General features: G+C 39.0%; 11 protein-coding genes. 10 read left to right on the top strand and 1 reads right to left on the bottom strand.

Annotation, left to right across the window (positions count from 1 at the left end; translation table 11 throughout):
* Positions 1–75 precede the first annotated feature (75 nt).
* Genes xerC through LI951_RS01260 form a run of 5 tightly spaced genes read left to right on the top strand, consistent with a single transcriptional unit; the run spans position 76 to position 4666 of the window.
* The gene (gene xerC / locus LI951_RS01280) at positions 76–975 is read left to right on the top strand and encodes a tyrosine recombinase XerC (RefSeq protein ID WP_202068887.1); all 900 of its coding nucleotides are present in this window, start codon (positions 76–78) and stop codon (positions 973–975) included.
* A 24-nt stretch (positions 976–999) separates the two neighbouring features.
* Positions 1000–1548 carry an ATP-dependent protease subunit HslV gene (gene hslV, locus LI951_RS01275; RefSeq protein ID WP_202068886.1) on the top strand — a complete coding sequence of 183 codons (549 nt, stop codon included), beginning with the start codon at positions 1000–1002 and terminating at the stop codon, positions 1546–1548.
* A 15-nt stretch (positions 1549–1563) separates the two neighbouring features.
* Positions 1564–2964, top strand: coding sequence for an ATP-dependent protease ATPase subunit HslU (hslU, locus tag LI951_RS01270; RefSeq protein WP_229441025.1), 1401 nt, complete (start codon positions 1564–1566; stop codon positions 2962–2964).
* Between the two features lie 25 nt (positions 2965–2989).
* Entirely contained in the window at positions 2990–3781 is a 792-nt protein-coding gene (gene codY, locus LI951_RS01265; RefSeq protein WP_202068884.1) for a GTP-sensing pleiotropic transcriptional regulator CodY, read from the top strand.
* Positions 3782–3790: 9 nt separating this feature from the next.
* On the top strand, positions 3791–4666 hold the full coding sequence (locus tag LI951_RS01260) for an aldose 1-epimerase family protein (protein ID WP_229441024.1): 876 nt from the start codon (positions 3791–3793) through the stop codon (positions 4664–4666).
* Positions 4667–4736: 70 nt separating this feature from the next.
* Here the strand turns inward: LI951_RS01260 and plsY are convergent, their stop codons facing one another.
* Entirely contained in the window at positions 4737–5369 is a 633-nt protein-coding gene (gene plsY / locus LI951_RS01255) for a glycerol-3-phosphate 1-O-acyltransferase PlsY (RefSeq protein ID WP_202068880.1), read from the bottom strand.
* Between the two features lie 341 nt (positions 5370–5710).
* Between plsY and LI951_RS01250 the strand changes: the two genes are divergently transcribed.
* The 5 genes from LI951_RS01250 to pflA all read left to right on the top strand — a co-directional run bounded on the left by LI951_RS01250 (position 5711) and on the right by pflA (position 15135).
* Positions 5711–6136, top strand: coding sequence for a CoA-binding protein (locus LI951_RS01250; protein ID WP_202068878.1), 426 nt, complete (start codon positions 5711–5713; stop codon positions 6134–6136).
* Positions 6137–6264: 128 nt separating this feature from the next.
* On the top strand, positions 6265–8316 hold the full coding sequence (parE, locus tag LI951_RS01245; RefSeq protein WP_229441023.1) for a DNA topoisomerase IV subunit B: 2052 nt from the start codon (positions 6265–6267) through the stop codon (positions 8314–8316).
* 902 nt (positions 8317–9218) lie between these two features.
* Entirely contained in the window at positions 9219–11684 is a 2466-nt protein-coding gene (gene parC, locus LI951_RS01240; protein WP_229441022.1) for a DNA topoisomerase IV subunit A, read from the top strand.
* A 270-nt stretch (positions 11685–11954) separates the two neighbouring features.
* Positions 11955–14201, top strand: coding sequence for a formate C-acetyltransferase (gene pflB, locus LI951_RS01235; protein ID WP_229441021.1), 2247 nt, complete (start codon positions 11955–11957; stop codon positions 14199–14201).
* A gap of 169 nt (positions 14202–14370) precedes the next feature.
* Entirely contained in the window at positions 14371–15135 is a 765-nt protein-coding gene (gene pflA, locus LI951_RS01230) for a pyruvate formate-lyase-activating protein (RefSeq protein ID WP_229441020.1), read from the top strand.
* The last annotated feature ends 34 nt before the right edge of the window (positions 15136–15169 follow it).

Below are 15169 nucleotides of genomic sequence, written 5' to 3'. Positions count from 1 at the left end.
TTAAATTCTGACAATTTATTTGTCTTTTAAAATTCGTTATGCTAAAGTAACAGTGTAATTATTGGAGGGGGTTTCATGACAGAGAAAAACTGGCCGGAACTTTTTTTAAACTATTTGATTGTTGAGAAAGGGTATTCCGAAAAAACGAAGATTGCTTATGAGAGTGATTTGAACCACTTCATGCACTTTTTGAAAGAAACAGGGAATGAAAATTACTTTTCTGTTGATCATCTGGATGTTCGCGTTTATCTTGGGAAACTCTATGATGAGCAGTACAGCAGAAATTCTGTAGGTCGAAAAGTAGCTAGTCTGCGTTCTTTTTACCAATTTTTGTTAAAAAATGAACAACTGACTGAAAACCCGTTTTCCTATGTCCATTTAAGAAGGAAGCAGCAGCGTCTGCCTCGTTTTTTTTATGAGAAAGAAATGACGGCTCTGTTCGACAGTGCGCAGGGAGATAAACCGCTTGAATTAAGGAACCAGAGCTTGCTTGAGGTTTTATATGGTACTGGAATTCGTTTAAGCGAATGTGCTTCACTGACTTTGCAAAGAATAGATTTCCCGATGAGTACTCTGTTTATTACAGGGAAGGGTAATAAAGACCGTTATGTACCGTTTGGATCGTTTGCTGCTGACACTCTGACAAACTATCTGGAAAATGGACGGAAACCCTTGATGGAAAAATACGGGAAAGAACATGACTTTGTATTTGTCAATCACCATGGTGATCCGATTACGCCAACAGGGATTGAGTATGTTCTGAATCAGCTGATGAAAAAAAGCAGCTTGAATACAGACATTCATCCGCATATGCTGCGGCATACATTTGCCACTCATCTATTGAACAACGGTGCAGATATGCGGACAGTCCAAGAATTACTTGGACATGCGAACCTGTCTACCACACAAATATATGCTCATGTTACACGGGAAAGCCTGCAAAAGAATTATCGAAACTTTCATCCTCGTGCTTAGGATGTCGGTTAAGGAGGAAATAGAATGGTAGAATCACAGTTTCATTCAACAACAATCTGTGCAGTAGAAAAAGATGGAAAATTTGCCATGGCCGGAGATGGTCAGGTAACCATGGGAGAGTCCGTAGTTATGAAAGGCAGCGCAAAGAAAGTAAGACGAATCTATAATGATGAAGTCATTGTGGGGTTTGCCGGAAGCGTTGCGGACGCATTTACTCTTGAAGAAAAATTTGAAGGAAAATTAAATGAATATAACGGCAATCTGACTCGTGCTGCAGTAGAGCTGGCTCAGGAATGGCGAACACAGCAATCCATGCAGAAGCTGGAAGCTATGCTGATTGTCATGAATAAAAAGGAAATGCTCCTTGTATCCGGAACAGGGGAAGTTATTACACCTGATGACGGAATACTGGCAATTGGCTCCGGCGGAAATTTTGCTTTATCCGCTGCTCGGGCGATGAAAACCTATGGGAACGATAAAATGACCGCAAAAGAAATTGCTGAAAATGCCTTGAATATTGCAGCAGACATTTGTGTATTTACGAACCATAATATCATTGTAGAAGAAATATAAAATGAGGGATAACGAATGACTGAATTAAATAAAACGCCAAGAGAAATTGTTAAAGAACTTGATGAATATATTATTGGTCAGAATAAAGCGAAAAAATCGGTAGCGGTTGCATTAAGAAACCGATATCGTCGGTTGCAGCTGGATGAAAAAATGCAGCAGGATGTGACACCAAAAAATCTTTTAATGATTGGTCCGACGGGTGTGGGGAAGACAGAAATCGCTCGCCGTCTGGCAACAATTGTTAATGCGCCATTTATTAAGGTGGAGGCAACAAAATTTACCGAAGTCGGTTATGTGGGTCGTGATGTAGAATCCATGGTTAGAGATTTGGTGGAAAATGCAATAAAAATTGTCGAAAAACAACAATACAGTAATGTTTATTCACAGGCATTGAAACGGGCAAACGCGCGTCTGGTAAAAGTTCTTGTGCCGGGAATTAAAAAGGAACAAAAACAATCAGGCAATCAGTTCGATCAGATGATGAAAATGTTCAGTGCACCTCAGCAGCCGGAAGAGCCTCAGGAGGAAGTAACAGAAGAAATCAAGATAAATCGTAAAACTATTTTGGAGCAGTTGGAAAAAGGGCTGTTGGATAAACGCGAAGTAACCATTGAAATGAATGAACCAAAGAAAACTATGCCGATGATGAATGCTGGAATGGAACAAATGGGGATAGATTTGAATGAGACATTAGGTGCTTTATCTCCAAGAAAAAAAGTTGAGCGGACCGTCACAGTAAAGGAAGCGCAGGAGCTGCTGATAAAAGAAGAATCAGCAAAAATTGTCAATGATGCAGATATTCACAGTGCAGCAATTAAGCTTGCTGAATCAAGCGGAATTATCTTTATTGATGAGTTTGACAAGATTACTACGAAAAATCAGCAAAATTCCGGAGAAGTCTCCCGTGAAGGTGTTCAAAGAGATATTTTACCAATTGTGGAGGGATCGCAGGTTAATACAAAATATGGCGTCATACAAACAGATCATATTCTCTTTATCGCTTCAGGGGCCTTTCATTTGTCAAAACCAAGTGATTTGATTCCTGAACTTCAAGGGCGGTTCCCGATTCGAGTGGAGCTGGAGGATTTAACCTCTGAAGATTTTATTCGTATTCTGACTGAACCCAACAATGCGCTGATTAAACAATATATGGCATTGATTGGTACAGAAAATGTTAAAGTGACGTTTACACAAGAGGCGGTTGAACGCATTGCTCATATCGCTTTTAACGTGAATCGTGAAACAGATAACATTGGTGCCAGAAGACTTCATACAATTTTAGAACGTTTGCTGGAAGATCTGCTCTTTGAGGCTCCTGATATGCAGATGGGTGAAATCACCATTACAGAAAGTTATGTGAATGATAAGCTGGAAGATATAGCTAAAAATGAAGATTTAAGTCGTTATATTTTATAAATAAAAAAGGAAATGGGGTAGGAAAATGGATACATTATTGGATAGAACACGCCAGATTAACCGTTTGCTGCAACAAAAAAATACCTTTGATTCGGAAACCGATTTGCCCTATGATAAAATGGCTATCAGCTTGGGGGATGTTTTAATAAGTAATGTTTATATTATCAGCAGCAGTGGGGAATTGTTAGGCTATACAGAAAAGCTTGATGTGAATAATGCGAGAGTAAAGCATATGTTTGAAGAGAAGAAATTTCCTCAAAGTTATACAGATGCAGTAGCTATCCTGCAGAAAACAGAAGCGAATATTCAAATAGACAGTGATCTGACTGCTTTCCCTGTTGAATTACGGGATAAATACCCTCAAGGCTGGACAACAGTTGTTCCTGTGTTCGGAGCAGGAGAACGACTGGGAACAATGATCCTTGCAAGAGTGGAAGAATCATTCGCTGATGACGATTTGGTGCTGGCAGAATACAGTGCAACTGTTGTCGGTATGCAGATTCTTTATCAGCAGTCACGAAATATTGAGGCAGAAGTACGAAGTGCAACAGCCGTTCAAATGGCAATAAACACCCTTTCCTACAGTGAATTAAAAGCAGTTCAAGCTATTTTTCAGGCATTGGATGGGGAAGAAGGACGCTTAACTGCTTCCAGTGTTGCAGATGAAATCGGTATTACTCGTTCAGTTATTGTAAATGCTTTGAGAAAATTGGAATCTGCTGGTATTATTGAATCACGTTCTTTGGGAATGAAAGGAACATACCTCAAGATTTTAAACAAACAGTTTAGTAAAGAATTAGACAAAAAACGGAAGTAGGGACAAATAATGACCGTTATTATCGAAAATGAGAAGCTTACTGCAGTAATTGCCGAAGAAGGGGCAGAGCTAGTTAGTCTGAAGGATAGAGATTCAGGAATTGAATATATTTGGCAGGGGAATCCTGCATTTTGGGGCAGACATGCGCCTGTACTGTTCCCTTTTGTCGGGCGACTGAAAAACGATCAGTACAGCTACAAAAATAAGTCTTATTCCCTGGGACAGCATGGTTTTGCTCGTGATCAGGTTTTTGATGTGATTGAAAAAGGAGAAGGCTCAGTTTCACTTTCATTGAAAAGTACGAAAGAAACAAAGAAAGTGTATCCCTTTGATTTTGAACTGGTACTGTCCTATGCAATAGAGGGAACAGAACTGGTTGTCAGCTATCAAGTAATCAATACTGGAAAAGAAGAGATGTTATTTTCGATTGGCGGACATCCTGCATTTAACATTCCATTGGAAAAGCATCTGACTTTTAATGATTACTATTTATCATTGGCACCTAAAATGAATCGTATTCAAATTCCTTTGTCAGGACCGTTTGCTGATTTAGAACATAAAACATTAGGTCAGACAGTCGCTGATTTAGACTTGAACCGGGAGCTTTTTGTTGATGATGCGCTGATCTATGAAACTCCGGGAAAAACGGCTGTTACAATTAAAAGTGATGGAAGTGAACACAGTGTTACGTTGAAATACGAGGATATTCCGTTTGTTGGTATCTGGTCTCCCTATGAGAAAGAAGCTCCGTTTGTCTGTATTGAACCTTGGTGGGGAATCGCTGATACGGTGAACAGTGATGGACAGTTGGAAGATAAATCTGCTGTAAATCAGTTGAAACCTGCAGAAGAATTCAAAACGAATTACGTCATTTCTGTAAAATAACAAAAACAGTGAGTACGCTGCTCTCCAAGGATGACAGATGTATTGTCTGCTTCCGGAGAACAGCAGTATCTCACTGTTCTTTTTCCTTATTTAAACCAAAGGGTACTTTGCTTTCAGTTCCATTTTTTATTCGGCTGATATTCGCTTTATGACGAATAAAAATAAAAATTGTCAAGCTAGCAGCAATTATTGTCAGAAGCCAGTCGAAATGGGGCAGTATAGCCGGGCAGACATATGGCAGGAAAATAGTCGAAAGTGTAATTAAAACTGCACTGATCATACTTGTAAGACTAACCATGCTGCAAGTAAACAGCAAGACAACAAAAATAGCTGCTGAATAAATAAAAAAGAGCGGATTATAAGCCAAAATCATCCCTGCGCTAGTAGCGACAGCTTTTCCACCTTTAAACTTGGCAAATATCGGAAATGTGTGTCCAAGTACTGCTGCAACACCAAAGATCAGCGGATTCACTGACAGTGAAAAAATAATTGGAAGACTTGTTGCCAAGGTTCCTTTTAAAATATCCATTAAGAGCACCACGGTTCCTGCAACTTTTCCCAATACACGAAAAGTATTCGTGGTTCCCATATTTCCACTTCCAAAATTACGAATGTCTTTTTTAAAAAAGATTTTTCCGATCCAGACTCCTGATGGAATGGACCCTAATAGATAGGCGATGAACAGTAATAATACCAGTTTCATACCTTTGCCCCTTTCTTTACTCAAACTAAGGTTCATTTTATCATGAAAGAATTTCAGGAACAATCCTGAATTTATTTAAACGAATTCGATTAGTAAAAGTCGAGTGATTCAAGTAATTTTATAAAAACGATCAGGAAACAACAGGTAGGTAAAATCAGGTTTTTGACTAAATAAAAGAGAAAGACAATACCAAAAACTGCAAAACGGCTGCCGATAGTAGGTATTTTCATCTTTTTGAAGCCCAAAATATTCCAAATTTGCTGAAAAAATGCTATGTTATATATGTTGAATTAATAAATGTGTATACATAAAAAAATAAAACAAGAGAAGGTTGATCAAACATGGTTTTTCATAATCCGAAGCAGGAACAGATAGTTGCTTATTTGAAGGATGCGAAAAGAATTGCGGTTGTAGGTTTAAGCAATAAAGAAGAACGGACGAGTTACCAAATTGCAAAACTGCTGCAGGAAAATGGTTATGAAATAATTCCTGTAAATCCCGTCCTTGAAGGTCAGGAAATTCTGGGAGAGAAAGTATACAAGGATCTACTGTCAGTTCCAGGCAAAATTGATATCGTTGATGTTTTCAGAAGAAGCGAATTTTTACCGGAAGTTGCTGAGGAGTTTATTCAGACGGATGCAAGCGTCTTTTGGGCACAATTGGGACTCGAAAGTGAAGAAGCTGCTGAATTGTTGAAAAATGCCGGTCGAAATGATATTATCATGAATCGGTGTATAAAGATCGAACTGTCAAAAATGTTTTCTTAATTGTTAGTGTATATTATTAAGAAAGAGCCCCCATTTCGGAAAGCTCTTTTTTTTTGAGAGCTTTTAGAGTATTATTGTAATGATATGGCTTTAGAGCCGTGATAATTCAAGTATAAGGAGTTTTTTCTTTGGTGAAGAAAGTAAATAATGAATATAATGATTCATCGATTCAGGTTTTGGAAGGGCTTGAAGCAGTTCGGAAACGTCCTGGGATGTACATCGGGTCTACAGATAGCAGAGGCTTGCATCACTTAGTCTACGAGATTGTTGACAATGCAGTGGATGAAGTTCTATCCGGATTTGGAGATGTAATTAAAGTAACGCTTAACAAGGACGGCAGTATTACTGTAGAAGATTCAGGACGGGGAATGCCTGTCGGAATGCATGCATCCGGAATACCAACAGTTCAGGTTATCTTCACTGTACTTCATGCCGGCGGTAAATTTGGACAAGGAGGCTACAAGACCTCCGGAGGACTCCACGGAGTGGGGGCAAGTGTTGTTAATGCACTATCTGAATGGCTGGAAGTTCGAATTAACCGTGACGGAATTGAATACGCTGCGCGATTTAAAGATGGCGGAAAACCAGTCGGAAAATTAAAAAAAGTCGGAAAAACCAAGAAAAAGAATGGAACGACAGTTACCTTCCTTCCGGATACAGGTATTTTTTCAACTATCAAATTTTCTTATGAAACCTTGGCCGGACGTTTACGCGAATCTGCTTTTCTTTTAAAAGGAGTTAAGATTATTCTGACCGATTTAAGAGAAGATGAAGTGAGAGAAGAGACGTTCTATTATGAGGAAGGGATCAAAGAGTTTGTTGAATATCTAAATGATGAGAAAGATCCGCTGACACCGGTTGTCTATTTTTCCGGCGAAAAAGATGGGATTGAAGTTGAGCTTGCTTATCAATATAATGATGGATTTTCTGAAAATGTACTTTCATTTGTTAATAATGTGCGAACTAAAGATGGCGGAACACATGAAGTCGGGATGAAGACATCAATGACGAAATCCTACAACGAATATGCCAGAAAAGTCGGGCTTTTAAAAGAAAAAGATAAAAATCTGGAGGGCAGTGATTTTAGAGAAGGTTTGGCAGCAGTGCTGTCTATACGTGTCCCCGAAAATCTGCTTCAGTTTGAAGGTCAGACAAAAGAAAAGCTGGGAACTCCCGCAGCACGTAATGCAGTGGACACAGTGATTAGCGAGCAGATGGTTTTTTATCTGCAGGAAAACAACGATTTAAGTCAGATGCTGATTCGTAAGGCAATCAAAGCTAGAGAAGCCAGAGAAGCTGCCAGAAAAGCCAGAGAAGAGAGTCGAAACGGCAAGAAAAAGAAGAAAGAATCTCTTCTTTCCGGAAAACTAACGCCTGCTCAGTCACGCAATCCAAAACGGAATGAACTTTATCTGGTGGAGGGGGATTCTGCCGGAGGCTCTGCGAAACAGGGACGAGACCGGAAATTTCAGGCAATCCTGCCATTACGAGGTAAAGTTTTAAATACAGAAAAAGCTAAAATGCAGGATATTTTAAAGAATGAAGAAATTAATACAATGATTTATACGATTGGCGCAGGAGTTGGCGCAGAATTCTCAGTTGAAGACTGCAACTATGATAAAGTAATTATCATGACTGATGCGGATACAGATGGTGCACATATTCAGGTATTGCTTCTGACGTTTTTCTATCGCTATATGAAACAGCTGATTAAAGCCGGTAAAGTTTATATTGCATTACCGCCTCTATATAAAGTTTCAAAAGGTACTGGAAAAAAAGAAGTAATCGAATATGCCTGGACAGATGATGAGTTGGAAGACGCAATCAAAAAAGTTGGAAAAGGCTATATGCTGCAACGCTACAAAGGTCTTGGTGAAATGAATGCTGACCAGCTTTGGGAAACAACAATGGATCCTGAGACTAGAACCTTAATTCGTGTAAATATTGATGAAGATGATAAGGCCGAACGACGTGTTTCTACATTGATGGGTGATAAAGTGGCCCCCCGTAGAGAATGGATTGAAAAGCATGTACAGTTTACACTGGAAGAAGAAGGCAGCATATTGGATAAGCAAGATGAAGAAATACCAGTAGTTGTTGAACGAGGAAATACATCTGAAGAGCCAGAGGAAGCAGAAGCAGCTGTAGGAGAAGAAATTACGCTGTTTGATTTAGATTAATCAAAGCTTCTATATCATATATTGATAAAAATGGAAGCAGAAAATAATGCTGATGGAGTCATAACGAATAGTGACTATTCTTATATCTGAACTGTATTAGAATGTTCAGTAAAACTACATGCAGTGCTCAAAATAAAGGTACTATGTCAAGATATGTATCAGTGTATCCAGTCTTTTTTGCTACATTGCAATCCTTGATAGAAACGTACTATGTTAAGTGCGAATAACATGTGTTATGATTGAATGTTCAGCTGAGACTACCGTCGAACAATCTACTGAATTAAAATACACTATTATGTTGCCTTTGCGGCTACTCGAGGCATAGCACTATGTTCCTACAAGCTGCTGCTCTACGGTTCTCGTTTCACTGCGCTCCTCGATCAGAATGAAGGAGCGCAGTGACGTAGAAGAAATCGACATCGGACCATAAAAGAGAATTAAACGATTAAAATCATTTGATGTCAAAAACTAAAAGGAGTGCCGCAGTCCTTGCCGATTTATCGGCTTAGGAATGGGGACATCGGACCGTGAAAGAGAAGCAAACGATTAAAATTGTTTAATGTCAAAAACTAAAAGGAGTGCGATTGATCTAGGAGCGCAGTGACGTAGAAGAAATCGACATCGGACCGTGAAAGAGAAGCAAATGATTAAAATCATTTGATGTCAAAAACTAAAAGGAGTGCCGCAGTCCTTGCCGATTTATCGGCTTAGGAATGGGGACATCGGACCATGAAAGAGAAGCAGATGATTAAAATCATTTGATGTCAAAAACTAAAAGGAGTGCCGCAGTCCTTGCCAATTTATTGGCCTAGGAATGGGGACATCGGACCACCAGAATGAAAGCAATCGACCATTAGGAAAAAACAGTCGATTACTCTCAACAAATAAAAGGAGTGACCTTTTTGGAAAAACGCCAGGAAATTCAGGAATTAACCCTTGAAGAAGTGATGGGCGACCGCTTTGGACGCTATTCCAAATATATTATTCAAGAACGTGCCCTTCCGGATATCAGGGATGGTTTAAAACCTGTACAACGAAGAATCCTTTTTTCAATGAATAAAGATGGAAACACCTTTGATAAAGGCTTTAGAAAATCAGCCAAGTCTGTCGGAAATATCATGGGGAATTACCATCCTCATGGCGACAGCAGTATTTATGAAGCAATGGTACGTCTCAGTCAGGACTGGAAACTGCGGGAAGTACTGATTGAAATGCACGGAAACAATGGGAGTATGGATGGTGATCCGCCTGCTGCCATGCGTTATACGGAAGCAAGATTATCAAAACTCAGTGGTGAAATGCTGCAGGATATTGAAAAGGAAACAGTGGATTTTGTCTGGAACTTTGATGATACAGAAAAAGAGCCCACTGTTCTGCCTGCCAGATATCCCAATCTGCTGGTAAATGGCTCTACAGGTATTTCAGCTGGGTATGCTACAGAAATCCCTCCGCATAATTTAACTGAAGTTATTGACGGAACAATCTATTTGATTGATCATCCAAAAGCTTCGCTGGAAAAAATGATGGAATACATCCCCGGACCGGATTTTCCAACTGGTGGGATTTTGCAGGGGAAAGATGAAATCAAAAAAGCCTACGAAACTGGTAAAGGAAAAGTGATCCTTCGATCTAAAACCAGGATTGAAGAATTAAAGGGCGGTAAACAGCAGATCGTTATTTCTGAAATTCCTTATGAAGTAAACAAGGCAGTTTTAGTGAAAAAAATGGATGAAATTCGTTTAAGTAAAAAAATAGACGGTATTGCTGAAGTAAGAGATGAATCAGACCGTACAGGATTACAAATTGTCGTTGAGTTGAAGAAGGATACAAATGCAGAGGGAATCCTAAACTATCTGTTTAAAAACACGGAGCTTCAAATCAATTACAACTTCAATATGGTTGCTATTGACAAGATGACTCCTCATCAGGTGGGGCTTTTACGTATTTTAGAGAGCTACATCACTCACCGAAAGGAAGTTATTACCAATCGAAGCCGTTTTGAGCTTGAAAAAGCGAAGAAGCGACAACATATAGTTGATGGACTGATTAAGGCCTTATCAATTCTCGATCAGGTGATTGAAACGATTCGGGCCAGTAAAGATAAAAAAAATGCAAAGGATAACTTGGTAAAGGCATTTGACTTTTCTGAAGCGCAGGCTGAGGCAATTGTGACATTGCAGCTGTACCGCTTGACTAATACAGACATCACTCAGCTGCAGTCAGAAGCAAAAGAATTGAATGAGCAAATAGAAGAGTTGTCTACAATCTTAAAAGATGAAAAAATGTTGCTGAACGTGATGAAAAAAGAATTACGCGAGGTGAAGAAGCAGTACAGCTCAGATCGTTTCACTCGAATAGAGGATGAAATAGAAGAGATTAAAATTGAGACAGAAGTACTGGTTTCACAAGAGGATGTTGTTGTCTCCGTGACAAAGGAAGGCTATATTAAGCGCAGCAGCCTGCGCTCATACGCAGCTTCTAAACCAGAAGAGCTTGGAATGAAGGAAGGGGACTTTCCAATATTTGTCGGTGAAGTGAATACACTTGACCACCTTCTTTTGATTACCAATAAGGCAAATGTCATTTATCGGCCAATTCATGAGCTGCCTGATCTGAGATGGAAGGATATCGGAGAGCATATTTCTCAAACAATCGCAGGCATGGCAATTGATGAATCCATTATATCTGTATATCCGTATAAAGCACTGGATGAAAACTCTTCATTTGTTTTCATCACAAAAGAAGGAATGATTAAGCAAACCAAAATGACAGACTTCGAGCCTTGGAGAACCTATCGAAGTCGGCCGGCTTCATGTATGAAACTTAAATCAGCTGAAGACGAAGTAGTTAACGTTTGTCATACCGATAATCAGGCCGTATGGGATGTCTTCCTAGTCAGTCATCGGGGATTTGGTCTGCGTTATTCTTTATCTGAAGTACCAATTGTGGGGGCAAAGGCTGCCGGTGTCAAATCAATGAATCTCAAAGAAAATGATTTTGTGGTTAATGGATTACTCGTATACAGAGAAGGAGATACATCGATTACAATACTGACTCAACGAGGTAGTTTGAAGCGAATGCTGGCGCAGGAATTAAATCAGCTGGGCAGAGCCAAAAGAGGTCTTATGGTATTGCGTGAGTTGAAAAGCAATCCTCACAGGGTTGTTTATATGGGTGAAAGCATTCCAGATAAACAACTGTTGATTGAAACACAAAAAGGAACCAGAATAATTATTGATTCTGAGAAAGCACCAATTAATGACCGAAATTCAAACGGTTCATTTATTATCAATGAAAAAGATGAGCTGGGTATTCATTCAGTCCATCCATTGGTTAATCTAACAATAGAAGACGATTCTGTTCTATAAAAATAAAAAACACCCCTATCTGTATTAGTACAGATAGGGGTGTTTTTTAGGACAGAAAAAGACAGTTGTAATTTAATATCAATCTAATAAGTGAAAGAAATCACAGAAAAACATCCGTATGAAACCCAGTGTAATCAATGTTTTTTGAGGATTTTATTTAGTTTAGCTAAAATTATAACAAGTAAAGGCTTGCATAAATCCAGTTATGTGTTATACTTATCACATAAAGCTGTTATAGTTTATTAACAGCATATTATAAGGAGGCACAACATGGAGCAATGGAAAGGCTTTAAAGGCGACAAGTGGAAAAATTCAGTAGACACGCGTGATTTTATCCAAAGAAACTATACAGAATATAAAGGTGATGACAGTTTCCTAGAACCAATCGCACCAAGTACTGATAAACTATGGACAAAGCTACAGGAACTATTTGAAGTACAGCATGATAAAAATGGTGTTTACGATATGGACACAAACATTCCTGCAACAATTACCTCACATGCACCAGGTTATTTGATTGAGGAAGAAGAAAAAATCGTAGGACTTCAAACAGATATTCCATTAAAACAAGCGTTCATGCCATTTGGCGGAATTAATATGGCCAACAATTCTTTGACTTCAAACGGTTACGAAGTTGATGATGAAATGACTAAGATTTTTACTGAGTGGAGAAAAACACATAACCAAGGTGTATTCGATGCTTACACTCCAGAAATGAGAGCTGCACGTAAAAATAAAATCATTACTGGTCTTCCTGATGCCTATGGTCGCGGACGTATCATCGGCGACTACCGTCGTATTGCACTTTATGGTATGGATCGTCTGATTGAAGAAAAAATGAAAGACTTGAGCAATACCGGCAACAAAGTAATGACTGACGATGTAATCCGTCTAAGAGAAGAAATTTCTGAACAAATCAGAGCAATGGCTGACTTGAAGAAAATGGCATCTACTTATGGATGTGATATTTCTAAACCGGCAGCAAACGCACAAGAAGCAATCCAATGGTTATACTTTGGATATCTTGGTGCAATCAAATCTCAAAATGGAGCAGCAATGTCTATTGGACGTATCTCTGCTTTCCTTGATGTTTATATCCAACGCGATTTGGACAATGGTGCAATTACTGAGTTCGACGCACAGGAAATGATTGATCATTTGATTATGAAGCTTCGTATGGTGAAATTTGCACGTACACCTGAATACAACCAGTTGTTCTCAGGCTACCCAATCTGGGCAACACTATCTATTGCAGGTATGGGCTTGGATGGACGTTCATTGGTTACTAAAAATGACTTCCGTATTCTTCATACACTAACAAACATGGGACCATCTCCGGAACCAAACCTGACAGTATTGTATTCTTCTCATTTACCAGAAGGATTCAGAACATATGCATCTAAGATCGCAAAACAAAGTTCTTCAATCCAATTTGAAAATGATGATTTATTGCGTGCCAACTGGGGTTCTGATGACTGTGCAATCGCATGTTGTGTTTCTGCAACTGTAATGGGTAAAGACATGCAATTCTTTGGTGCTCGTGCCAACTTGGCTAAAGCTGTTCTTTACGCAATCAACGGTGGTGTAGATGAAAAGACTAAGATGCAGGTAGCTCCTAAATTCCGTCCGATGACTGGTGAAACACTGGATTTTGACGAATTTATCGATAAGTTTAAAGATATCATGGACTGGTTGGCCGAACTGTATGTAAATACATTAAATGTTATCCACTTCATGCATGATAAATATGCATATGAAGCACCACAGTTAGCCTTTATGGAAAGTGATTTAAAACGCACGTTTGCTACAGGTATTGCGGGTATTTCACATGCTGCTGACTCAGTAATGGCGATTAAACATGGGAATGTTCAAGTTATCCGCGATGAAAATGGATTAGCTGTAGACTATGTTCCGCAAAATGAATTCCCAACATACGGAAACGACAATGAAGAAGCCGATGAGATGGCTAACTGGATTCTTGAGTACTTCATGACTCAAATTAAACGCCAGCACACGTATCGCAATGCACGCCCAACAACTTCATTACTGACTATTACGTCTAATGTTGTTTATGGGAAAGCAACAGGTAACACACCTGATGGACGTCGTGCAGGCAAGCCTCTTGCACCAGGAGCAAACCCAAGCTATCGTGACGGTAAATTCCTGGGAGAACAAAATGGTCTGTTGGCTTCATTGAACTCAACTGCAAGATTAGAATATACATGTGCATTAGATGGTATTTCCAATACACAAACAATCAATCCTAACGGTTTAGGTAAAGATGATTCTACACGTATCGACAACTTACGTAATGTAATGGACGGCTACTTTGACAAAGGCGGCTATCACTTGAACGTTAACGTATTCACAAATGAATTGTTGTTGGATGCTCAAAAGAATCCTGAAAAATATCCAAATCTGACGATCCGTGTATCTGGATACGCAGTGAAATTCCGTGACTTAACACCTGAACAGCAAGCAGATGTTATTTCAAGAACTTCACATGACAAACTGTAATTTAAGACACTAATAATGAGGTCGGGACAGAAGAATTCAGCTTATTTCCGAAAGGGCTGCTTCTGTCCCGCCGTTTATCCAAATATTTAATATATAATACATAAAGTAAAGGTTGTTGTTGTTTTTCCTCCTTATTACAACCTTTTAAAAGAAATGAGAGAAGATAATTATGACTGAAGCAGTAAAAGGTAGAATTCATTCTACAGAAAACTTCGGGACTGTAGATGGTCCTGGTGTTCGGTTTATTATATTTACACAAGGTTGTCGTATGAGATGTCAATTTTGTCATAATCCTGATACTTGGAAAATTGGTTCCGGAGGTAAAGAAGTCACAACCGATGAAGTATTGGAAGAAGCACTTAAATATCGTTCTTATTGGGGCGAAAAGGGCGGTATTACTGTAAGCGGTGGTGAACCTTTACTGCAGATGAATTTTCTGATCGATTTATTCAAGAAAGCAAAAGCTCTGGGCATTAATACAACGCTGGATACTTGTGGGAAACCTTTCACAAGAGAAGAACCATTTTTTAGTCAGTTTCAGGAGTTAATGAAGTATACAGATCTGATTTTATTTGATATTAAACATATTGATAATAAACAGCATAAATTGCTGACGTCTTTGGGGAATGAAAATATTCTTGAGATGGCTGAGTATCTTTCAGAGATTAATCAGCCAGTCTGGATACGACATGTGCTGGTACCAGAACGAAGTGACTATGACGAATATCTGATTCGTCTAAATGATTTTGTAAAGACACTGAATAATGTAGACAAACTGGAAATTTTACCTTATCACACAATGGGGAAATATAAATGGGATGACTTGGGGCTGGCTTATCCATTAGAGGGGATTAATCCGCCAACAGATGACCGTGTCGAAAATGCAAAGAAATTGTTGCATGTAGAAGACTATAAAGGTTATTTAACTCGTTAGACCACGGAACTTGCTATAGAAGAGTAGTTTTTAA

Origin of the sequence: Enterococcus sp. BWT-B8, assembly GCF_020567625.1 — a bacterium.
GTDB lineage: Bacteria > Bacillota > Bacilli > Lactobacillales > Enterococcaceae > Enterococcus_L.
This window is presented reverse-complemented; position numbering and strand designations above follow the sequence as displayed.